General features: G+C 42.5%; 19 protein-coding genes, 1 tRNA gene, 1 other RNA gene and 1 pseudogene. 15 read left to right on the forward strand and 7 right to left on the reverse strand.

Annotated features, from left to right (window positions below; all coding sequences use genetic code 11):
• Nucleotides 1-173 precede the first annotated feature (173 nt).
• The 3 genes and pseudogenes from ACPK8D_RS02985 to ACPK8D_RS02995 all read left to right on the forward strand — a co-directional run bounded on the left by ACPK8D_RS02985 (nucleotide 174) and on the right by ACPK8D_RS02995 (nucleotide 3,171).
• Nucleotides 174-1,390: pseudogene (locus tag ACPK8D_RS02985) on the forward strand (ABC transporter permease).
• 298 nt (nucleotides 1,391-1,688) lie between these two features.
• Nucleotides 1,689-2,354: a flavin reductase family protein gene (locus tag ACPK8D_RS02990; protein ID WP_424716362.1), complete on the forward strand. Its 666-nt coding sequence runs from the start codon at nucleotides 1,689-1,691 to the stop codon at nucleotides 2,352-2,354.
• 85 nt (nucleotides 2,355-2,439) lie between these two features.
• Nucleotides 2,440-3,171: a flavodoxin family protein gene (locus tag ACPK8D_RS02995; protein ID WP_424716363.1), complete on the forward strand. Its 732-nt coding sequence runs from the start codon at nucleotides 2,440-2,442 to the stop codon at nucleotides 3,169-3,171.
• A gap of 254 nt (nucleotides 3,172-3,425) precedes the next feature.
• On the opposite strand, the gene ACPK8D_RS03000 is transcribed toward ACPK8D_RS02995, so the two are convergent.
• From ACPK8D_RS03000 to ACPK8D_RS03010, 3 genes are all read right to left on the reverse strand, one after another.
• The gene (locus ACPK8D_RS03000; RefSeq protein WP_424716364.1) at nucleotides 3,426-5,180 is read right to left on the reverse strand and encodes an ATP-binding cassette domain-containing protein; all 1,755 of its coding nucleotides are present in this window, start codon (nucleotides 5,178-5,180) and stop codon (nucleotides 3,426-3,428) included.
• Nucleotides 5,181-5,682: 502 nt separating this feature from the next.
• Complete coding sequence (locus ACPK8D_RS03005; RefSeq protein WP_424716365.1) at nucleotides 5,683-6,426, reverse strand: geranylgeranylglyceryl/heptaprenylglyceryl phosphate synthase; 744 nt, start codon at nucleotides 6,424-6,426, stop codon at nucleotides 5,683-5,685.
• 6 nt (nucleotides 6,427-6,432) lie between these two features.
• Nucleotides 6,433-6,582 carry a 50S ribosomal protein L40e gene (locus tag ACPK8D_RS03010; protein ID WP_048137048.1) on the reverse strand — a complete coding sequence of 50 codons (150 nt, stop codon included), beginning with the start codon at nucleotides 6,580-6,582 and terminating at the stop codon, nucleotides 6,433-6,435.
• A 437-nt stretch (nucleotides 6,583-7,019) separates the two neighbouring features.
• Here ACPK8D_RS03010 and purB point away from each other — a divergent pair, with 437 nt between their 5' ends.
• A complete protein-coding gene (purB, locus tag ACPK8D_RS03015; RefSeq protein ID WP_424716366.1) occupies nucleotides 7,020-8,366 on the forward strand; it encodes an adenylosuccinate lyase in 1,347 nt (448 codons plus the stop codon).
• Between the two features lie 287 nt (nucleotides 8,367-8,653).
• Here purB and ACPK8D_RS03020 read toward each other — a convergent pair whose 3' ends face one another.
• A complete protein-coding gene (locus ACPK8D_RS03020) occupies nucleotides 8,654-10,279 on the reverse strand; it encodes a methylamine methyltransferase corrinoid protein reductive activase (RefSeq protein ID WP_424716367.1) in 1,626 nt (541 codons plus the stop codon).
• 311 nt (nucleotides 10,280-10,590) lie between these two features.
• Between ACPK8D_RS03020 and ffs the strand changes: the two genes are divergently transcribed.
• The 11 genes from ffs to ACPK8D_RS03075 all read left to right on the forward strand — a co-directional run bounded on the left by ffs (nucleotide 10,591) and on the right by ACPK8D_RS03075 (nucleotide 18,957).
• Nucleotides 10,591-10,905: signal recognition particle sRNA (ffs, locus tag ACPK8D_RS03025), an RNA gene on the forward strand.
• 137 nt (nucleotides 10,906-11,042) lie between these two features.
• Nucleotides 11,043-11,127: transfer RNA gene (locus tag ACPK8D_RS03030), tRNA-Ser, on the forward strand.
• Between the two features lie 460 nt (nucleotides 11,128-11,587).
• A complete protein-coding gene (locus ACPK8D_RS03035; RefSeq protein WP_424716368.1) occupies nucleotides 11,588-13,579 on the forward strand; it encodes a cation:proton antiporter in 1,992 nt (663 codons plus the stop codon).
• A gap of 567 nt (nucleotides 13,580-14,146) precedes the next feature.
• Nucleotides 14,147-14,839, forward strand: a complete 693-nt coding sequence (locus ACPK8D_RS03040) for a DUF1538 domain-containing protein (protein WP_424716369.1) — start codon at nucleotides 14,147-14,149, stop codon at nucleotides 14,837-14,839.
• On the forward strand, nucleotides 14,836-15,570 hold the full coding sequence (locus ACPK8D_RS03045; RefSeq protein ID WP_424716370.1) for a DUF1538 domain-containing protein: 735 nt from the start codon (nucleotides 14,836-14,838) through the stop codon (nucleotides 15,568-15,570). The genes ACPK8D_RS03040 and ACPK8D_RS03045 overlap by 4 nt, the downstream gene beginning before the upstream one ends.
• Nucleotides 15,560-15,919 (forward strand): P-II family nitrogen regulator, encoded by a 360-nt coding sequence (locus tag ACPK8D_RS03050; protein ID WP_424716371.1) that lies wholly within the window; start codon nucleotides 15,560-15,562, stop codon nucleotides 15,917-15,919. Before ACPK8D_RS03045 ends, ACPK8D_RS03050 begins: the two co-directional genes overlap by 11 nt.
• A gap of 476 nt (nucleotides 15,920-16,395) precedes the next feature.
• Complete coding sequence (locus ACPK8D_RS03055) at nucleotides 16,396-16,653, forward strand: hypothetical protein (RefSeq protein WP_424716372.1); 258 nt, start codon at nucleotides 16,396-16,398, stop codon at nucleotides 16,651-16,653.
• Between the two features lie 594 nt (nucleotides 16,654-17,247).
• Nucleotides 17,248-17,631: a DUF2178 domain-containing protein gene (locus ACPK8D_RS03060; RefSeq protein ID WP_424716373.1), complete on the forward strand. Its 384-nt coding sequence runs from the start codon at nucleotides 17,248-17,250 to the stop codon at nucleotides 17,629-17,631.
• 99 nt (nucleotides 17,632-17,730) lie between these two features.
• Complete coding sequence (locus tag ACPK8D_RS03065) at nucleotides 17,731-17,955, forward strand: helix-turn-helix transcriptional regulator (protein ID WP_424716374.1); 225 nt, start codon at nucleotides 17,731-17,733, stop codon at nucleotides 17,953-17,955.
• 437 nt (nucleotides 17,956-18,392) lie between these two features.
• A complete protein-coding gene (locus ACPK8D_RS03070) occupies nucleotides 18,393-18,572 on the forward strand; it encodes an MM0924 family protein (RefSeq protein ID WP_424716375.1) in 180 nt (59 codons plus the stop codon).
• A 199-nt stretch (nucleotides 18,573-18,771) separates the two neighbouring features.
• Nucleotides 18,772-18,957, forward strand: a complete 186-nt coding sequence (locus ACPK8D_RS03075; RefSeq protein ID WP_424716376.1) for an MM0924 family protein — start codon at nucleotides 18,772-18,774, stop codon at nucleotides 18,955-18,957.
• Between the two features lie 158 nt (nucleotides 18,958-19,115).
• Here the strand turns inward: ACPK8D_RS03075 and speB are convergent, their stop codons facing one another.
• The 3 genes from speB to ACPK8D_RS03090 form a co-directional block, all read right to left on the reverse strand.
• On the reverse strand, nucleotides 19,116-19,991 hold the full coding sequence (speB, locus tag ACPK8D_RS03080; RefSeq protein WP_424716377.1) for an agmatinase: 876 nt from the start codon (nucleotides 19,989-19,991) through the stop codon (nucleotides 19,116-19,118).
• A gap of 78 nt (nucleotides 19,992-20,069) precedes the next feature.
• Nucleotides 20,070-20,456: a translation initiation factor IF-5A gene (locus ACPK8D_RS03085; protein ID WP_128506096.1), complete on the reverse strand. Its 387-nt coding sequence runs from the start codon at nucleotides 20,454-20,456 to the stop codon at nucleotides 20,070-20,072.
• A gap of 515 nt (nucleotides 20,457-20,971) precedes the next feature.
• The gene (locus ACPK8D_RS03090) at nucleotides 20,972-22,705 is read right to left on the reverse strand and encodes an aldehyde ferredoxin oxidoreductase family protein (RefSeq protein ID WP_424716378.1); all 1,734 of its coding nucleotides are present in this window, start codon (nucleotides 22,703-22,705) and stop codon (nucleotides 20,972-20,974) included.
• Nucleotides 22,706-23,036: the final 331 nt, after the last annotated feature.

Below are 23,036 nucleotides of genomic sequence, written 5' to 3' on the forward strand. Positions count from 1 at the left end.
ATTTGGTCATTAATATTTATTGGGGTTTTCTTGGGAAAAGTGCAAAAAAAGCTCAGTTCCACATTATCAGCAAACTTAGTTCGTACTGTACTCTCGTATCCGTAAACTAAAGCTCTGCTTGTATGAAGTCTCAAACAGAGTTACGGTGTTAGGGGTGGAGACTGGAGGATTTTATGCTAAATATAAGACAAGCCGTCAAAATCTCTCTTGGGAGTATAGGAACGCAAAGCTCCGCTCGGCCCTGACAACGCTTGGGATTATCATAGGAATTGCTGCGGTGGTTGCAAATGTCTCTCTGGGGGAAAGCTTTAAAGTTCTTTTTGAAGAGGAAATCAATGCTCAGGGCTCTAATTTTATCATTATATACAGCCAGGAGCCTAATATTTTTTACACTAGCGAGCTGGAAATAATAAAACAAACCGCCGGAATTAGTGGAATTTCTCCTGTAAAACAACAGTCGGGTGAAGTAACTTATTTCTCGGAAACTAAAAATATTGAAATCGCAGGGGTGACTGCAGATTACCAGGATACTGCCAATATCATCATGGAAGAAGGCAGTTTCATAAGCGATCAGGACACCTTCTCTGCGGCAATAGGGTCTAAAGTAGCTGACGAAAAATTCGGCAGGAATATTTCAACCCGCAGCACTGTTAATATAACTTTTCGCCTTGATGGGGACAGGTCAGTAACTAGGAGCTTCAAGGTAAAAGGCATTATTAAAAGCCCTGATGTCGCAGTTGTCGGAGGCGGGAGTATTGATCGAGACGTATCAATTTTCATTCCGGTTTCCACAATTAACCAGTTACTCGAACAGGATGATTACGAGTATTTTTTCGCCATGTCTGGCAGCCCTGATAGCGTGGAACAGGTCTCGGATGAGGTGGATAAGCGGCTTGCCCGGAATTTCGGGGTTTCCTCAAGAAACCTTGATGACGAGGATGCAAAACCATACCGGATTCTTAACCAGGCGGATATCCTTGAGCAGACAAACCGGCTAGCTGATACATTGAGGAATTTCCTTGTTGCTGTTGCCCTGATCTCTCTGCTAGTTGGCTCAATAGGGATAATGAATATTATGCTTGTTACGGTTACGGAACGCACACGGGAAATCGGGATCATGAGGGCGCTTGGCTTTTCAAGCAGTGATATCCTCATGCTTTTTATTATCGAGTCTATTATTATCAGTCTTTTTGGAGGGATTCTGGGACTAGGGGTTGGAATCGGAGGGACTTATATCGTTACAATGGCCCTGGAGCTTCCCTTCCTGTATCCTTATTATATCTTTGAAATAGGAGTCCTCGTTGCAGTCACTGTGGGAGTTGCTGCAGGGGCTTATCCCGCAAGCAAAGCGGCAAAACTGGTTCCTGTGGACGCCTTAAGGTACGAATAAAGGAAATCTCTTCTTTCAGACTTATTTTTCCCTTTTTTAAATTTTCGAGCGATTTCCAATCTGATTAGATGTTCTCCTATCTGGCTGCGTCACTTTCTGATCTTCGGATTTATGCAGAGCATTTATCCCCCGAATATTATATCCTAATTTATATATTGATAAAAACCGGAATACTAATTACGTATCTGGAAAATTACTCTGAAGATACACTTTTCGGTGTAGTTTTTTCTGGCAGCCTTCGATATATAACTTAAGCTTAAATCAAAATGACCTGCGCAGTTTTGAGGAGGACTAAAATATGGAGATTGGAGAGAAAAAGGCCATTGGAGCCAGAAATTTTCTTTATCCCATGCCTACTACCCTTGTAGGGGCTGATGTAAGCGGAAAGCCAAATTATCTGACAGTCGCTTTTTGCGGAATCGTGCAGGCGAGCCCTCCAATGATCGCGGTGACCTTGGGGAAAACGCACTATACAAACGAAGGAATAAGGGAAAACCAGTGTTTCAGTGTAAATATTCCCTCCCGGCATATGGTGGAAGTTACGGACTACTGCGGTATAGTCTCAGGAAAAAGAACTGATAAATCGGAAGTTTTCGAAACTTTCTACGGAAAACTTGAAAAAGCCCCAATGATCCGGGAATGCCCGGTGAATCTTGAGTGCAGGCTTGTAAATGCCCTGGATCTCGGAGGTGCGAGCGAGGTTTTCATAGGAGAGATTATTGAGAGTTATGCAGAGGAACGGTATCTCTGCAATGAGATTCCTGATATTGAAAAGATTGAACCTATAGTTTTTTCAATGTATGATAACAATTACTGGGGAATAGGAGAGCATCTGGGCAAAGCCTGGTCTGCAGGGAAAAATTTTGGTGAGGGCAGTAACGAAGGAAAAGCTGAAAACAATGAGAGGAAGGGAAATAAATTTCATTGCAGGTGTGATTTGAAGGAAACAAGCAAAAACAAATAACTGTAAAATCGGCCTTTTACCTGAAAGGCTTTTCTGAGCATTTTTTTCAGCTCACAGGTTCTTTATTTGATGGGGGGATTACTACGTGAAAATAACAGTATTCAGCGGGAGCCATAAGGGCAGAGAAGGAAACACTCTAATTATGGTTGAGGAATTCCTGAAAGGAGCGGAAGAAGCCGGAGCAGAAACCGAAAATATTTTCCTGATCGAAAAAAACATTGGGTATTGCAGGGGAAAATTTGAATGCTGGCTCAGAACCCCTGGAAGGTGCACAATCCGGGATGACATGGATGACCTGCTCCCCAGATTTATGGCCTCGGATATTGCAGTATTTGCATGTCCCGTTTATTTCGATAATGTGCCGGCTATTATGAAAAATTTCATAGATAGGCTTGCTCCTGTACTTTTGCCTCATTTTGAAGAGGATGAAAAGGGTGAGTACAGGCATGCAAAACGCTATGAAAAGTTTCCGAAAATTGCTGTGATCTCAAACGCCGGACTGCCGGGCCAGACAAATTTTGAGGTTGAAAGCCTTTTCTTCAGGAGGCTTGCAAGAACTTTTCACACCGAACTCGTTACCGAGATTTACAGAGGAGAAGGGGAAATTTTCAGGGGCAAAAGCAATATCATGCTAAAACCTCTTCTGGGAAAGTACAAGAAAATGCTCAGATACGCAGGAAAAGAGCTTGTCGAAAACCAGCAACTCTCGGAAAAAACAACCCGGGAACTCGAAAAACCGATTGTGCCTGCAAGCCTGTACATAAAATTCGGGAATGAAGAATGGGATAGGTTATGCGAGGAAAATAAAGTTGACTGAAAAGGCTGCAAAAGAGCATAAGTAAGTTTCAAAACATGAGGCAATATTAACCCTCAATGTAATTTTAAAAGAACGTTGCGGGTCTGGTAAACCTGACCTTTCCTTTACTGGTTCAGGAGGAGAAAGAAGCTTTTTCCTCCTGAACCATTTAGTTGTCTTTTTATTAACTTCCAAACTGCCTTCAACAAACAATCTGGCTATTCTTAATTACCCTCTGAATTAAGGAGAACTTTCAGAAATCAGCTGGGTGTGCTTTAATCAGCCTCTGAACTGCCTTCCACAAGGTCTTGCAGGTTGTGTTCCATGTAGGGGGCATTGCTCCTGTTGATCAGTTCCTGGCAGATCTCGGCCGGCTTCCCGTCCATTGCAAGGGCTCCGTTTTCAATCAATATGGCTCTGTGAGCAACTTCTCGGACGAAATCCATGTGGTGGCTCACAAGCACAATGGTCGTGCCAAAGCGTTCATTGATTCTTTTTAATGAGTTTGTGACATCCCTGAGGGTTACAGGGTCAAGGTCTCCGAAGGGCTCGTCAAGCATGAGGTACTCGGGAGATGTTGCAAGGCTTAAGGCAATGAAAGCCCGGACATGCTCTCCTCCGCTGATCTGGTAAGGCGTTTTTTCAAGCACTTCCATTGGAAGGTCAAGGGCTTCAAAGACTGGATTTGCATAGGTATCTACATCAGTTATCGGGATTGTAGGAAAAAGATCGGAATAGATAGTATCACTGAGGTTGAGCTCCCGCAGCGCAGTTGTTTTCTCCTCTTCTGGCATGTCAGGCAGGCGATATATCGTATCAAGGGTCTCATCCGAAAGTCCCATTTCCCTGGCTTTATTCCTTGCGTATTCGATTGCACCTAGCTTTTTCATACTTAGCCTGAATCGAATCTGGTCCCTGACCGTGGAGTTAACGGACATCGAGAACTCCTGGTTCATGATACTCATAATCCGTCGGAGCTCCATACGCTTTTCGCTATACTCTGTGACATCTACCCAGTCCCTGTTGCAGAGATATTCCACAGTCCCGCTCTTCGGCCTTACAAGCCCTTCCATAAGCTTCATAAGGGTTGTTTTTCCAGCTCCCGATGAGCCGATAAGAGCAAGAATTTCTCCCCTGTAAACATCGAGAGAAAAGTCTTTTATATTAAGGACTTCCCCCATCCGGATAATGGAATAGCGTTTTGAGATCTCCTTAACTTTGATGCAAACCTCTTTACTCTCAGACTCTGCAAGCTCTTTCCTTGGCTTCATGTCTCTAAGGAAATTTTTAAGCACCCAAGAAGGCTCTCCATCGGCTGCAATTTTTCCATTCTCAAGGAAGATCAGCCTGTCGGCAAGATAGGCATGAATTTCCGGAAGGTGAGAAACTACTATAATTGGAATATTCAATTTCTTTTTCAGACTCTTTATTACGTCAAGGACTTCCTGTTTTGTGTCCGGCCCGGTCATTGTAACGGGTTCGTCGAGGAGAAGGAGCTTTGGCTTTGCAGCAAGCTGCCTTGCCATTACAACTCTCTGCTTTTCTCCCCCGCTCAGAAGATTGGTGGAATGAAGAGCCTTATGTTCCAGTCCCACAAGTTTCAGATACTCCATTGCTTCTTCAAAGAGCTCGTCGTAATCATTAGTAACATCATGCGGAAGATGTTCATTCTGGGGGAGGGATTCATGTCCTACTCGAAGGTAATTTAGCTTTCTTATAATATTTTCAATTGCAGGCCCGTTCCAGAGCCCGAAGTTTCGCTGGAGGTGTATTGCGCTTACGCTTTTGAGAAATCTTTCCCCTTCAATCCCTGACTCAGGAGTTATAATCTCTCCATCTACTTCCACAGTTCCCTGCTGAAAGGGTTCTACTCCCCGGATGATGCGCAACAGTGTCGATTTACCGCTTCCGCTTCGACCTGTAATCCCGAGAATTTCTCCATCCTCCACCGTGAGGTCGATATGGTCCAGCACTCTTATCTTTTCGGAACGTACCTCATAATCTTTAACCAGGTTGGAAACTCTGAGCATAATCATACCTCTTAGTGTTGATCGCAAGTTAACGCCGGACCCGAACCCCTTTCTGCAATTTTACCAGTCCGGTGTGATAATCTATTCTCTTTTGCTGCATTTTTCGGATCCTTTTGCGCCAGTACAATTTATACTAAAATAGGAGTCAAATATTACCTTATAACTATTTATTACAATCGGCTACTGTGATTTAAACCTCAACAGTGTAAAAATGATCTTTAACATTCAAAATTTTCCGGGACATACCGTATATCAAATTTACAGCTGAAAAAGGGGCTTTTCCGGCCTGAAAACCTAACTCACTGCATGATCTCACCTGCTCTGGCCTTCACGAAATCTACTTAATCAAATAATCTAGACTTTTATTTCGATTTAGACGCTATAGAAAGGCTGAGCTCCGGAATAAGCATCCCGGAAAAATAAATATTTTAAAAGAAGAGTGGAATTAAATGAGTCTTTTCTTAAATGCAGGCAGCACATCCCGAATCTATCTTTTCAGGGTTCATCTCTTTATAGCTGATACAAGTTCAGCCACCTTTGCAGTAACATCCTTTACTTCTTCAACAACGGTGCCGGTAACTATCATATCTGCACCAGCAGAAGCACAGAGTTCTGCAGCTTTTGCGTCTCGGATCCCGCCGCCAACGATGAGTTTGTTTTCCCCGAGCACCTGCTTGACAGCCCCTATCATCTCAGGACTGACAGGCATGTCGGCTCCGGACCCGGCTTCAAGGTAGGTATAATGCATGCCAAGATATTTGCCTGCAAGGGCGTATACTGCGGCAATTTCAGGCTTTTTCCTGGGAATCAGTTTTGCGTCCCCTACCCAGCCAACAGTTCCTCCGGGTTCGACAATAATATATGCCATGGAAATAGGTTCGATCTGGCTTCTGTATACAAGCGGAGCTCCAAGCACCTGGTTTGTGATCACATACCCTATATCTCTTGAGTTCAGAAGACTCATGAAAAATACGGCATCTGCATAACTGCTGAGCCCGGCTGAACTTCCCGGGAAAAGAATGGTTGGGACATCTACCTTTTCTTTTATCTTTATAACGGTCTCATCAAGCAGGCTTCCCGACGCTCCGGTTGAGCCCCCTATAATGATGGCATCGGTGCCTCCCTTAACTGCTGCAAGGGCAATTTCAGCGGCTCGTTCAGGCGTCTGGGAAGCGGGATCGATAAGGGTAAGATGAACTTTTCCTTCCTGATCAATGATTTTCTGAAGGTGTGCTTCCACCTGCAAAAAAGATCATGCTCCCTTGGATTCCTTAGATTTCACCCGAAGAGCACTGTAACCGCATTTTCTGCAGCGGGTTGCTCTTATTGCATTCCTGGCATTGCATTTCATGCAAATTTTCTTATTTAATAATCTTTCTTCTGCTTCTGGAAAACGAGCCATTTTTTTGTCACCTGCTATTATTTTTCGATATTGATAAGGTATATAGCCCGCTTAATGGATGTTAAGGGATATAACGTTTTTCGTCAAAAAAGTCCGACTTTTATTGAGTTTGCAACCTTTTTTTCTTTCGCTTTTAGCATACTCGCTGTTTTCCCTGTCCTGCCGACTCAAAGTTTATTTATTGGTTAAGTTGTTTATTCCCTGCCCTATGTGCTTAAACCTGAATGGAGCTATAATTAAGTTGACGTTGGACTGTGACAAAGTTAACATTGAAATTGAATAACGCTAAGATCATTTAAAGCTAAAATGATTAACTTAAGCTAAGATCTTAGTTTAAGCTAGATCATTAGGGTAGAAATATGTTAGAAATATAATTCTACGATTAGTTTAATTTTTCAGGATTATTTTTATTCCTTATCTTATGAGTGGTGATTAATATGGCAATTCATCCTATAGACTACCGATATGGTACAGCAGAAATGAAACATGTGTGGAGCCAGGAAAACAGACTTGCCAAGATCCTGCAGACCGAAGCTGCCCTTGCCCTCGCCGAGGCGGATATGGGTCTGATTCCCGCAGACGCGGCTGAAATTATATCCCGGAGTATCTCTTCTGTAAAAGCCGAGAGAGTTGACGAAATTGAAGCCGAAATCCACCATGATATGATGGCTGTGGTCGTTGCGATTTCCGAGCAGTGCAGAGATGACGCCGGAAAGTGGGTGCATTTCGGAGCCACTTCAAACGACATCCTGGACACGGCAACGGCACTCCAGATTAAGGATGCGATCGATATTCTGGAAGATAAACTCAAAACTCTGCTCAGGGTTCTGGTTAACCAGGCCGAGGCCCACAAGCAGACAGTCTGCTGCGGAAGAACTCACGGACAGATCGGAGTTCCAACAACATACGGACTGCGTTTTGCCATATGGGCATCGGAAATTTCAAGGCATCTGGATCGTCTCAATCAACTCGCTCCGAGAGCGACTGTAGGCCAGATGACCGGGGCAGTCGGGACCCAGGCTGCTTTTGGAAAAGCCGGGATTCTTATCCAGAAACTTACCATGCAGCACCTTGGAATCGGGACTGTGGATGTTTCCAACCAGATCATTCAGCGGGACAGGCACGCCGAATTTGTAATGTGGATGGCAAACACAGTTACGACCCTGGATAAGATCGGCATAGAAATCAGGACTCTTCAGCGCAGTGAAATTGCCGAGATTGAAGAAAGTTTTGGGAAAAAACAGGTAGGCTCATCTACCATGCCTCATAAGCGCAATCCTATAAAGTCCGAGCAGATATGCGGGCTTGCAAGGATCGTAAGGGCTATGGTCGAGCCTGAACTCCTTAACAATACCCTGTGGGATGAAAGGGATCTGACCAACTCTTCCTCCGAGCGGATAGTTTTCCCTGAAGCCTGCGTGCTTACGGACCACATCCTTAAGCTCGGGATAAGCGTGATTGAAAACCTGAGGTTCTATCCTGAAAATATTCGGAGGAATCTGGAACTGCTCAGGGGTCTCAATATGGGCGAAGCTGTGATGATCGAGCTTGCAAAGAGAGGAGTAGGCAGGCAGGAAGCCCATGAGCTTGTGCGGACTGCAGCAATGAAAGCCCATGATACAGGACAGCATTTCAAAAACGTACTTCTGGAAACTCCTGATGTTGCAAGATATCTAACTGCTATGGATATCGAGAATCTTGTAAATCCCGACAAATATATAGGAACTGCAGTGGAACAGGTTGAAGTACTCGTTACAAAACTTCGTGAAGCTTATTCCCTCTAACCTTTTTATTCTCTTTACTCTTTTTATTCTCTTTACTCTTTTTATTCCCTCTAACTTTCTATTCCTTACACCTTCCTTTCTACCAGAGGGTTTCTTTTTTCATAACATATTATTTCTTAAAATTATGCTACTTTTTAAAATTCTATCGTTCCTATCTCTTTTCCAGGAGGTTACAGAAGGTTATTTTCTCTGGCCAGCAAAACCTTCCTCTGGATGCGTAGAAGCTGACCATTAACCTTTGTTCCGGGTATTTCAGAGCGGCTGGCCAGAGATTCCTGAGCGTATTTTTATTCCTGCAGCTGTTGTTCGAAAACCTCAAGATTTTCCCAGTTAAATTTTTCAGGAGGACAGGCTCGTATACATTTCTGACAATGGGCACCTTCACACAGGTCGGTGCTTATCATGACCCTATTTTCTTCGTCAATTGATATTGCACCAGTTGGGCATACTTTAATACATTTTCTGCATTCGGGACAATCAACAACCATAGTCATATAGGTCCCAACCCTTTCAAGTACATAAAGCCCTTCTTCTCCAAGAATCGGAATGTCTCTCTCCACACGTTTCTCGATAATGGGATTTTCGACAGGGTCTCCAAGTACTGGAAGCCCCTTCTTTTTGAGATATTTCTTAAACATCTTAAAGGGCATACCCTCTTCCCAGTATGCAAGTTCGAGAACATATGTATCCCGGAATTCCGGAGCAGTAGCAAACATTATGTGTGTGCCAACTATCTGACTTGCAATCTCCTGGAGCTCCCATAACCTCTTTTCCGAAAGCAGGATTTCGCGGGCTACTGCAAGTGAAGTGTTTCCAAGCTGGCAGATTTTTTCTGTCGAGTAAGGGATCAACCCTACCTTCTGCGCTTTTGCCGCATCCATGTAGGTGCCGGCAGCGCCTGCCATATAAGCCATGTCGATATCTGTTATTTCAATACCTGCAGTCGAACAGAGCGTAATATGCCCTGCACGAATGGCACCTATGGCTTTTCCGGCTTCTGCCAGGTCTTTTTCCGAGAAATCTATCCGGTTTTGCAGATGAATGAGCCTGTCAGGAGTCTTTATTTTGGGAAGCTCTATAAGGCCGCTTCCAATTCCTTTCTCGATCAGAGCTATAACCCCGGTACCTGTAATTCCTTCAGCTTTGATCTGGCCTTCATCGAGGATTTCTCCGGTTGCCGGATCTACGAGATCTCCCGGAACAGATCTCATTTCTTCGCTCAGGACATAATTCCTTAATGCCCCATTTTCGAATTCAATGTCTGATATGGAATACGGAGATGCAAGTTTTCCATGCTTTATCTGCTGCCCTTCAAGGGCCGGGCCGGCGGCTGCAGATCCAGTGTAAATGATATCTTTCACTTTGAGAGCCATTTCTGCATTTGTCCCGTAGTCCGTGGCAATTGAAATTTCGTCGCTATCAAGCATTCCGGATTTTACTATCAGGGCAAGGGCATCGGCCCCGACTTCGTGCTTTATTGCAGGAGGAACTACGACCTCACAGTCATATTCATCAAGCCCGGAAATTTCGCTGCTATGTATGATTCTCGCGCTCCTGTCCTGTTCCTGTATATTGTACTTCTTTTTCTTCCGCTCTCCTGCATAGGCTAGGTCTTCAATGCTTATCCCCTGAAAGATGGATAACTGGATTGGATTCCCGCAGATTGAAAGTCTTTCAAGCTCTTCGCTTTTCACATCAAGAGTCCGGAACAGATTCTTTACCGCATTTATGGAAAGTCCGTGTGCGAGCTCCTGCCCATAGTGAATTCCGAAGTCCATGTGATCCATCACGTTCGCTCCGGGAAGAGGGTTCCTCAAAGTTATCACTGTTCTTCGGATCTCTTCTGTGTCAAGATCGATTTTCTGAGCTCGATACCCACTTGTTCCAAGGTCAATTGCAACTCCATATCTCATAGAAACTCCCCTTATTCTCCCAATTTTGCCGGGTATTTTAATTTACTATATAGGCTGTTTGAGATTTATTTAAACATTATTTTGAAAAATAACGTATATATAAATAGAGTAATTTATTCCTTCCTGTATATTTTAAGATCTACTGAGTTTCATCTTATTACTTCTTCTCCATTTTTTGAAGAATTCCTCCCCTATCTTTGCTTTCTTTCTTTTGAAGGCAGATTGAACATTTTGATCGCATAATTAAAAAACAGATATCGGGAGGGATATGACTAGGATATCTTTATATATTAAAAGTGTCTTTGTATAGCTGATGAGCTAGTCCGGGTAGCCCGGCGTTACCTATAACCCGAAATCGCCGATATGCGGGGGACGAAGCTAAAGGAAGATGCGTCGAAGAGACTCCAGCCTGGAATCTCAACGGAGAAGCCCCGTCCTGCTGGGATGGTGCAGGTATGCGGGCTTGCTGGAGAGCAAGTTTTCATACCCTAACTGCGGAAACCGGTCGAGGCCCGGAAGGGAGCAGACTCACTGTGGGCAACCGTCGCTTGCGGGGCCGCGGGGTGGAGAAGAGGGTCCAGTCTCCTGGAATCTCCAAGATGCAACAACCTGAGGCGTGCTCATCGCTTAACACATCAGGCGATTTGGTTTTATAGCATAACTGTTATATTTCTTATAAAATAGTCTGTGTGAAACCTTTCCTCTGGAAAAGATTAAATACATGAAATGCGTTTAAGGGGACGCGCTTCTTAAAGTCCTTTGTGACGAGATAGCCAAGCCCGGTATGGCGCGGGATTGCTAATCCCGTGATGCTCCGCATCCCGGGGGTTCGAGTCCCCCTCTCGTCGTTTTCTTTTTCTAAAATTTTATCCTTTATTGTTCCTTTTTAATTCTCAGATTTGTTCGTGGAATTTATGTCTGAATTCTATACAGGATCCATCTAACAACCTGTACCCTGAATTTATTAATATACCCTAAATTTATAAACCATAATTTCTAACTGTTCCCATCTGAAACTCGTTACATTTTTCTAACTGTATTTTATGACTACAGTCCCCTCGCAGCAGCATGAGCTCTACAGTAGAGGTACCGTATACAAAATAAAAGATCAGAGATCATACTCATTGCAAATCCATCGTAAAATACCAGCTTGATCTTATTATGTTGCGACAGGTTTAAACCTTCAGGTTCTGATCCGGAACGCTGATTTTTAGATTTTAACTTTACTCAGCATTGTTATCAGTGTCGATATTTCCTGACAGTTATCTATAATAACATTTATATTATTTAAAAATTAAATTTATATTGATGGCAACGAATCTTTTAACTGACCTCCTTATCATTTTTGCACTTTCTATTCCTGTAGTTTTTACTTTCTCAAAATTAAAAATAGCTCCACTGATTGGCTTTCTACTTGCAGGTATTCTTGCCGGACCATTCGGTTTTGGACTGATCCGAGAGACAGAGAACATCGAAGTCCTGGCAGAAATCGGAGTTGTCCTCCTGCTTTTTACTATAGGTATGGAGTTCTCACTGCGCGACCTCTTTAAGCTTCGCAGGATCGTAATTTTTGGAGGCGGATTTCAGCTTTCTATAACTACAGTTATTGTTGCTTTTATATTCCTCGGGCTTGGCAATTCCAAAGAATCTTCGATTTTCTTTGGGCTTCTAGTAGCATTAAGCAGCACTGCAATTGTCCTTAAATTGTTACAAGAAAGAGGAGAAATGTATAGTCTTCATGGGCAAACTTCTTTAGGAATACTGATTTTCCAGGATATTGCCGCTGTGATAATTATTCTCTTGATTCCAGTCCTCGCAGGCATTCCAGGAACAGATAAGTCCTTTTTAGAGCTTATCCTGCAGGGTATCGGGCTCATTGTATTTACCCTTTTAAGCGCAAGGTATGTAGTTCCTTTCATCATGTACCAGGTGGCAAAAACACGGAATAATGAGCTTTTTCTCCTGAGTGTTGTAGCAATAGGGCTTTCTGTTGCCTGGCTTACTTCAATAGTTGGCCTGTCTCTGGCGCTCGGGGCTTTTCTTGCTGGCCTTATCATCTCGGAGTCCGAGTATTCGGTTCAAGCTCTTGGAAATTTGATCCCTTTCAGGGATATGTTCATGAGTATTTTTTTTATATCAATAGGAATGATGCTTGATCTTCGAATATTAAGGGAACATCTTCTTCTGATCCTGGCTGCTACCCTAATTGTGCTACTCCTGAAGCTCTTGGCAAATTCTTTGAGCACTTTTCTTATAGGTTTTCCATTGCATACAATGATCCTGGTTGGTTTTTCTCTATCACAGGTTGGGGAATTTTCACTTATCCTTGCAAAAGTAGGTTTTGCAAGCGGGTTGATGTCCTCTATCATGTATCAAGAATTTCTGGATGTGGCTGTACTTTCTATGATACTTACCCCCCTTTTTATGAGTATAGGGCATCGAGCCACGACTTCTGCTAAGTTAATACATTTTCCTTCAATATTGAAACAGGGCTGGTACAGTAAATTTAAAGAAAACGAATCTGAAGAGAAACCTGAAAATCATGTAATTATAGTAGGATTCGGGATAAACGGTAAAAATGTCGTGACTGCTGCAAAGGCAGCTTCAATTCCCTACATAGTAATTGACATGAATCCTGAAGTAGTGCGGGTAGAAAAACTGAAGGGAGAACATATTTTTTACGGTGATGCTGCTCAGGGTGCCGTGCTGGAACATGCAGGTATCCAGACTGCAAAATCCGTTGCTGTGACCGCAGGCGATCCTGCTAGTGCCAAAAGGATAATCGAGGTTGTTCGGAGGTTAAACCCTCAAATCCATATTATTGCCAGGACACATTTCCTGAGTGAGCTGGATAAGTTTTATGCTTTTGGGGCAAATGAGGTCATTTCTGATGAATTTGAAAGCTCAATAGAGCTTTTCACAAGGGTGCTTCACAGATATTTAGTTCCCAGCAGTGAAATCAATTCTCTGGGTTCAACACTACGTGCCGACCATTATAAGATGCTGCGAAGTCCTGATATTCCCAGGAAGAAATTCTGCGATCTGGCTCTTGATTTTGCAGACGTAGAAATCCGGAGCATCAGGGTCGGGAAACTTTCCAAAGCTGCGGGAATGACCCTTGGAGAACTAGATCTCCGGAAGAATTACGGAGTGTCTGCACTTGCAATCTCACGTTCTCACAGAATGATTCCCGCACCGGAGGCTGAGACTAAAATTCTCGCGGATGACATTTTGCTTGTAATCAGCCCACCGGAAAAGCTCGATGAAGTCAGAAAGCTTTGTGAAGATAATGTGGAATAACAGCCTCAACTTCCCGCACTAACTTACATAAAGACGTGTAAAGCCCCTGACTTTTCAGGCTGGGGGTATAAGCGTCAGCTCTTTTTGTTTTCATTAATATCTTCGTTAGACTAATATATATGATCCTACTAACTGATGTTTGTATTGCTTTCTATTGTGAGAACCAAACTAACTGAACACAACCAGTTATAGACGAATACATAAGGGTTCAGATTGTGAGTAAAATAAGAACCTGAAAGGCAATTAATAGGGGACACATGCCGAATGAGGGGGAGAGCATGTGAACCTGTGAGTACTGGTATGAATCAGGAAGCTGTGAGAAGTCTTTATCTTCGAGAATTAACTTTCTGACTAAAATTGGTAAATATTACAGGTGAATATCTGCTTATATCAATAATATATAAAACTGTAACACATAACTCTCAGCTATCTGATTAATGGAATTTAAACCTGAATATCCACTGATGGCAAATTAACACTATAATTTTTATTATTTACAAATTTTACTCAAGTATTTTTATTTGTATATGCATTTCGATTAATTTACATACATCTGGTGGAATATTTATGATGCGTGACATTAAAGAGATTTTTCAGGAAGTAGTTCAGGCCGTATTTCCTTTAACACTCGCCGTAGTGCTGCTTATGCTCATATTCGTCGGTATAAGCTTCGATGATCTTATTTCTTTTTTAATAGCTACAGTGCTAACTGTAATCGGAATGACCTTTTTTCTAACTGGAGTTAAGCTGAGTATGCTCCCTATAGGTGAGGCAATTGGAGCTGATCTGCCTAAGCATAACTCACTGGCTTTTATCGCATTAGTAGTGTTTTTTCTCTCATTCCTTACAACCATGGCAGAGCCTAATGTAAAAGTCCTGAGCAATATGGTTGACTCGGCTTTGCAGGGCAGTTTGGATACTGATTTACTGATCTTTTCCATAGCTTTTGGAGTAGGCTTTCTTATGGCTATTTCTATCCTGAGGATTATTTATGGAGTCTCAATCCGATATTTATTTACAGCGGGTTATTCGATTATACTCGTGCTGTCCTTCTTCGTACTTACTGACTACCTGGCAATTTCCTTTGATGCCGGAAGCGTGACTACAGGGGCTATGATTGTGCCTGTACTTATGGGCCTTGGAATCGGGATGGCTGCTGTATTGCAGGATAGATCTGAACTTGATGGTTTTGGGCTTATAGGCCTGGCGACTATGGGTCCCATACTGAGTCTCCTGCTGCTGGGGGTACTGTCTTCGTGAGTTCGGGAGAGAGTACAGGAATATTGCTTATAGTTTTTGAGGTTATTCAATCAATAGTTCCTCTAATAATTTTCTTCACTTTATTCCAGATATTATACCTTAAATTGCCATTAACGCAGCTGGTAAAACTTTATACAGGATTAGTTTTCACAGCATTTGGTATGATATTATTTCTTCATGGTGTTAACAATGGTTTTCTCCCTGCGGGAATAGAAATAGGCGAATTCTTCGGGGGTACAGACAGACAAAACCTTTTGATCCCCATAGGTTTTATCCTTGGTTTACTTGCTACTTTTGCAGAACCTTCTGTAAGAGTATTATGTTACCAGGTAGAGGAATCCTCCCGTGGTTATATAAGATCAAACCTTATGCTTTACACACTTTCTTTTGCCGTTGCTACGGTAGTTGCTCTGGGAATGGCGAGAATCATCTATACAATTCCTTTTCTGTATATAATAATTCCAGGTTATTTATTTGCCCTTATTTTATTATGGCTTTGTGACAAAGATTTTATAGGTATCGCATTCGACGCAGGAGCAGTTGCAACAGGTCCGATGGCTGTATCTTTCCTTATGTCAATGGCTGTAGGAGTAGCTACGGCATATGAAGGTGCAGATCCTGTAGCAGATGGTTTTGGTCTGATTGCATTGATCGCACTCGCACCCATCATCTTTGTTCTGCTCCTGGGTGTTTATATAAAATTTAACGGAGGTCGAGAAAATGTGCAATGAGAGAGGATCTGTATTAATAGTAACAATTGTCAAAAAAGGCTGGGGCGATGAGGTAATCAAGGCTTCAAGAAAAGCCGGTGCTCATGGCGGAACAATTTTATTCGGTCGTGGTACAGGAATCCACGAAAACAAAAGTATTCTTGGTTTAATGATTGAGCCGGAAAAGGAGATTGTCCTTACCATAGCCGAATCAAATATTGCGGACCGTATTCAGAATAGTATTATTAAAGCTATAAACCTTAATGAACCAGGAATGGGAATAGGATTTGTAGTTTCGCTGGATAAAGTATTTGGAATTTGTCATCCGTTTTATGAAATGAAACGTTCCGAGAAAGAATTTAAGCTTTAGACGGTTTTGGGCTCATAAAACTTATGATTGTTTGATATATTCTCTGGTACTGGTCGCATGCTCTGTATGAATAAAACTTACCAGAGTAAGATTATTATGATTATGAGCTGCAATTATATTGATAGTTGTCATTGCCCCTACCTGCCATATATAATCGAACCGGAATAGAAAGTAATCCTGAAGATATAATTCTGGGAAATAAACCGGATATATAAACAGTTTTAACGGTATTAATTTATTAATAGCAATAAGCAGATGAATAAGTGGAGCAGTGTTTTTATTGAGGGAGAAATTTGGCAAACGGTTCTTTGAAGAATTTAGCTTTCTCAAAAGACAACCTGGAAAAATAAAGGAGCACATCATGGATAGATACCCTGCTCACCGTCCAAGAAAAAGAATTAGTTTTCAGAAGTATTGAAAAATGAGGCGAGAGGAAATTTGTATCTTTAAAGTAATTGAAGATCTGAGGCTCTAAAATGTTCGAAATCCTTCTTGATATTCCTGCGCAAACCTTTTTGAAACTGGCAGACGAAATAACTTACTCCAGGGCCAAAGAGACGCTTGACGAGCTTGCCCTTGATCCGGTCCCACAGCGAGCAAAAAGAGTAATTGAGAGTAAGGAGAAACTTTTCAGGCTGCGGTCCAGATATTTAAGACTGCTTTACAGAATCAATTATGAGAACAAGACCCTGGTAGTTATAGAAATTGAGCCTTTAAATCGTATATATCGTTGAAAAGGTAAGATCTTAGATTATTTCCTATATAGTTTGACCGCAGGAAATCAAAAAAAGTATTGTGAGGCAGATACAAAATATAATTTCAATGTATCTTAAGAAATTATCTTCCATAGTTATACTATCTGCAAAACTCTTATAAATTATTTTTTCCAGCTTATTTTCGAAGCATGAAAACTTTTCAAAAACAGAATGAAATCTTCAAATTTTAATCTGCACACTGATCTTCAGATCTCTACTCATACCTGGTACGACATTCGATTTTAAAATTTTAGGTAGTAACTGGAGTAATATACACAATTTGTTTGATAATCCGGTTTATACATTTATATGTATTTCTAACATGTTTTCTAATTGTTTTTCCAGTTTCCATTCACCAGTTTTTAAATTCCGTTTCTCCTTTTCTCTCCTGTTCAGCCCGTATCCTTTTACTCGAAACCATCTTTCGATACGTTTATATAATGTAACTATATATTTACTATATGTAAAGTTTACATTACTTATTGTACGCTAAATAGGTCAATTTGTACTTGTACCTATACAGGGGACGCTAAATAATTTGTTTACTGAACACATACTCAAGAGGGTTCTGCAATGAAGTTGAAGAAATTCAGAGTAATTTCCTTGCTGATTGTGACGGTCCTGGGGGCTGCCGTAAGTTTTTCAGTTACTATAGGAAGTCCGGCACTTGCCGCAGGTGCTGTACTTGCAGGCATAGCTGTCATGTACCTTTCCAGGCAAAGGGTTGAGGTTATTGTTGAAGACGAGAGGGTCCGCCAGGTAAGCCAGAAAGCTTCCCGAGTTACTCTCCAGTTTATAGCCCTCGGCTTTACCCTTGCAGGAGCAATCCTGATAGCCATGAGAGAAACCTATCCCGGCTATACTGACCTTGGTTTTTTCATGGCATATGCAGGTTGCGCAGTTCTCGTACTTTACTCAGTTTTTTATGGGTATTTTAACATGAAATATGGAGGCTGATCTAGCGGTCAGATTTATGAATTCCATGTTAAGGAAGTAATCTGTCAGCTGTCATACATCCGACAGCACATCTGTTTTAGGAAAAATTAGGAGCCTGCGATGAAAAATAATATTAAAGTTTACAGGGCAATGCACGACCTTACTCAGGAAAGCCTGGCTGAAAAAGTGGGAGTGACAAGGCAAACCATACATGCGATTGAGAAGGGCAAATATGATCCCTCTCTTGAACTTGCGTTCAAACTTGCCAGGCTTTTTGGCGCCCGTATTGAAGATATTTTCATCTATGAAGGTTGCGAAGCCGAGAACTCTGAAATAAAAGGCTGATTTGCTTAATTTTAAGAGAAAGGGTTCTCCCACTTAATTTTGAGAGACTTTTGCCTCAGGATTTACCGAAAAGCTCCGAATTTAATCCTTTTTATTAAAAACCGGATTCATAAGATTTCTCCAGATAAACTTAGCTTTCCCGGTTTCCTGAAGCAAATAAACCCTGAGAAAAGAAGTTATATAATCATTTTTTATTTCCGGGAAAACGAGACCTGACAACTATATGGTTCCGGGGCTAGTAAGCTAACTTTTCTTCGAGGGATTAGCGGCGTCGCACTCCGAAAATCAATTTTAGTTTCTAAATATATTTATATGGAATGAAAGGATAGTTACAATTAACGGATGCCTGAGGATATAAAGGCCGCCGGTTTATGTCATCAAACAAGCTAACAGGTAAATACGCAAGTTGCAAAGAAAATAAGCAGGAGGAGAAATCTATGATGCAATCCTTTATAGTAGAACACTATCTTAACAAGGAGGTAGATGTTTACTGCGGTGGGCCTGACGTTTTCAGGGGAAATGTAGTAGCCTGTGCCGATAATGTCCTGACGCTCAATAATGAAGGAAAACTTACCCATATAGCCATTGATAAAATAATAGCCCTATGGGGTCAATAAGCTCAAAATTTTATATTTCAAATTCGTTATAATATATGGGATAAACGGAACAGGTGAAATCTTACTTGTTTTCCGCCTGGGTAAAGCAGGATAAAGTTCTGAACGGCTGGATTGGGCTTTTATTTCCCGGAAAAGGAATCGAATTCAAACCAGCAGGGTCAGAGTTCAAATATGGGAGAATATCTGAGGTGTGAAGAAAATGCAATCTTTTATAGTGGAACACCTTCGAGGTGAGGTTGTAGACGTCTACTGTGGGGGTCCTGACGTCTTTAGCGGAAGGATAGAAAGCTGCGCAGACAATGTGCTCACTCTTGAACAGAATGGAAAGTACACGTACATAGCAATTGATAAGATCATAGCTTTATGGCGCGCACAATATCCATAAAAAAGTTTATTGAAGAAAGGGTTTACTGGATACAATGGAAAAGTCTGGAAGTAAGAAGTTCCTCCTTTTCCACCAGTTTTTGAGTCGCAAAAGGCTTTTAGACTCTTCTGTCAGTTGAGAGTTTTGTAATATACGGGTCATTCTTCTGTTTCCGTAGCTTATGCTTTCCTGCAGCTTTTTGCATGGGAAGCGATAAACTCCCTCATCAGTTTTGCCCCGAGCATGGCCGTTTGCCCGGAATCATATTCAGGGGCAATTTCTACAATGTCAAAAGCCATTGAGAAAGGAGCAAGCGTCCTTATTGCAGTCCTTACATCACGCGCACTCAGGCCGAAAGGTTCAGGCGTGCCAAGGCCGGGGGCAAAAGCCGGGTCTATGGCGTCCATATCAAGAGAAAGGTATAGCTGGCTGCAGTCAAGCCACTCGAGGGCTTCTTTAAGGACTTCTACCATACCTGTGGATTCCACGTCATCGGCTGTATAATACTTCAGGTTATTTTCCCTAGCAAAGACCCATTCTTCTTCAGGGCCGCTCCTTATGCCTATGGAGACCAGATTCTCTGTAACCTGATTGAGAATATTTCGGGACACGCACGCATGGTTATGTTTAAAACCCCTGTACTCTTCCCTGAGGTCAAAATGAGCATCCAGAATAAGGACTCCGAAATCCTCTCCTGCGAGTTCGGCACATGCCTTTGCCATAGCGAAGGTCAGGGAATGCTCCCCTCCAAGCATAATGGGAAGCTTTCCATCTTTCAGGAGGTCTTTTGTAGCTTCGTAAAGGCTTTGCAGGGTCTCGTCAACCGAGGCTGAAGTTTCCAGGTTTCCGGCATCATAGATCGGAAGGTCCACAAGATCTATATCGAAAGTCGGATTGTAACTCTCAAAATTCGCAGAGACCTGTCGCATGGCGTCCGGCGCCCAGCGGCTGCCTGCCCTGTAAGAAGAGGTGTTGTCAAAAGGCACACCGAAGATAACATAATGTGCAGACTCATAGTCTGCAAGGGCATCTATAAAGGAATTGGGCAAAAACATAATTTAACCTATATAATTATATTATTAAAAAAAGAATGGCTCAGGCTCTTACCTGAGTTTCGCTTCAGTCTAGGAAGTTTATGTCCGTATATCGAGCTTTACCTTGCCAAGGGCCGTAATGTAAGAAATTTCTTCGCCCTCTTTGACCTTATCCTTGTATTCCTCAGGAATTACGATCTCAAAGGTTGAGAAGTCTCCCATGTCCATGAGCTGGGCAATATCGCCGGTAATCGAAATTACCTGCGCAGACTTTCTTTCCACAATCGGGACATATACTTTGGTTGCAACTGAGCCTATAAAGGAGCGCTTCTGGCCGTCAAAGAGGCCGATAGCTTCTACTCTCGCCTTTGCAGCTCCGTGTTTTCCCGGCTTGGATTTGGTAATGCTCTTTATGACGCATGCTTCGTCATCAATAATTACATATTTCCCTTCTTTAAGTTCTTTTACTTCTACCTGCTGTTTCATAACGATTCTCCCTTACGTTTTTAGGATGTTTATAATAAGCTGTAAACGCCATTCAGGATTTGCCGGAAAAATTTCTGCGGCTCCGGTAAAGTAGTATAAGAAGGCTTTCCTGATCTTTAAGCCTGTCTCTTATTCCGTCCATACATTGCCTAATGTCCTGCATGGAAATACTGGAAAATATTCTGAGCTTGGGGTGCCTGCAGAATCCATCCACAGGTCGAGAACTAATACGATTAATTATCCTTGACTATATAACGTTTATGCGAGATTCTGCGTCTTTGGACCAGCTTCCTGGGAAAACTCCCGAAAGATCCGCAAAAATCCGTGGCTTAAAATCAATATTGGATTAAAAATGCTGATTTTCAGAGAGAAAATTCTTTACTCTACAAGATTTCTATTTCCGTAAAGCTTGAGGCACAGTAAACATCACTGAAAACTTTTTTCTTCCCTTGAGAGGCGTTTTCGGATTTGATTCTTCACTTTTTCGCCGCCTTCACTACCTTACGGCTTTCTCTTTAAAAGTTGAGCCCAAGCTCCTTCAACTTCTCCGGTCTGGGCACGCCTTCCTCATCCCAGCCGCGGTAGTGGTAATACTCCTGAAGTGCTGCTTCAAATTCCTGCCTGGAAAGCCCGTATCCTTCATTTTCCTCGATTTCGAATAGCCTTTCCGGAAGGGTGTCGTCTTTACGGGCAAATCCTGCTTTAAGGTTATAAACTTTCTCCAGATTATAGATTCTTTCTCCTATTTTCAGAAGTTCCCCCGGCGGCATCTCTATGCCTGCGGCCGAAAGCAGGAAAGCCGAACCGAGTTCTTCATTAAGGACAAAACCCGAGAAGGGACAGAACACAAAAGAGTCCAGTACGGCAGTCAGGTTTTCAAAGACCTGGAGGATTCCCGCTTTTCCTTTAAGGCTCAGGCGGTCGAGACTCACAGGCTTTCCAAGTACCTCGGGCCCCACCATGAAAGCAGTAAAGTAGTCTCCGCCGTGGCTGGATGTAGCATAAGCCAGCGCCTGTCCCCTGATTCCTCGCGGATCGAAACCTCCGAGTTCAAGCCCCTTTACATCCATGCTCAAACTTTCTCTACCAAGGCCTGAAAGATATTTTCTGGCTCCGTTTCCGGGTTTTCCTCTTTTCCCAGCTTCTGAGCTTTCTGCAATATCCATAAGCAGAGGTTCCAGCCTGTTAACTTCGATTATTCCTGGTTTGAGTTCTGAGCACGCACCAAGTACGGAACCTGCTGAGATCGGATCAAGCCCGTAATCTTTGCATATACTGTCAGCCTTGAACACCGACTTCAGGTCAGAATTCTCCAGGTTAAACCCGAAAGCCCAGAGGGAGTCATAATCAGGCACAATCTGCCCTGTTTCTTTAACCCTTTTCTTGCATCCAAGGGGACAGCCAGGACAGCTCTCTTTTTCAAGCTCGAAAGCGGATTTGATATGCTCTCCTGAAAGCGCATCTGCAAAAGAAGTTCCTCTTCCGGAAAAGTTCCTGGTAGGGATAAGATTCATATAGTCCAGCAATTTTACAAGCGCAGATGTGCCATAATTTGCAAGTCCTTTTGACAGTACAGGGCTTGCATCAAAAAGCTTCAATACTTTTGTTTCAAGCTCTTTGAATCTCCTGGGATCAGAAGGCAAGAGTTCCTTTTCCCCTTTCACAGTCACGGCTTTGAGCATTTTTGAGCCGGCAACCGCACCTAAACCTCCTCTTCCGCTGTGAATGGAATCAATAACAAAGGAAGAGATAAGAACTTTTTTTTCTCCTGCTCTGCCAATGCAGGCTAAGCTGCCTTTTTTCCCAAGGGCTTCAGTACAGGCTCTGACATTTTTTCCCCAGAGCTGCTCTGCGGGCACGACTTCAATGTTTCCTTCCCCAACCTCTACATATGAAGGTCTTTCTGCCTTTCCGGTAATGATCAGGGCGTCAATCCCGGCTTTCTTGAGTTCTCTCCCGAAGCTCCCACCCATGTTCCAGCTAAATATTGTGCCTGTCAGCGGTGATTTTGATGTAAGGGCCGCTCCTGAAGCCATCGGAGCAAGCCCCGAAATAGGCCCGGAAGTAAAAATCAGGGGATTTTCCGGCCCAAGAGGGTCAATATAAGCATTTGCAAGCTCGGAGAGCAATTTCACCCCAAGCCCCCTGCCGCCCAGATACTTTCTTATTAAACTTTCCTCAGTCCTGACGGTATTTACCATTTGGGAACTAAGGTCTACATATACTGTTTTTCCTGTCCAGCCAGCCATATTGAGTCCTCTACTCTCTTTCCCTGTTCTGATTTTTAGTTCTGCTTTTTAATTCTGCTTTTTAATTGTGCTTTTTAGTCTGCTTTTTTCTATGCTTCTAATTTATATCTTCTTTCAATGGAATTACTGTAACTTGCAGGGGATGTTACACTGCAGTTTTGGACAGCAATCTTCTAAATTGAGAAGATTTGTTCAAGAATAAGTTACCCTCGGAAGACCGGAATTGTGAACTTTCAGGGTCCCTGTTCAATAACTTGGGGGCACAACCTTGACTTAATGATAATTAGACCCGTAAACGTAGTAAACATATGATTAAATCAAAAAAGAAAAA

It is taken from the genome of Methanosarcina sp., from assembly GCF_049706645.1.
GTDB lineage: Archaea > Halobacteriota > Methanosarcinia > Methanosarcinales > Methanosarcinaceae > Methanosarcina.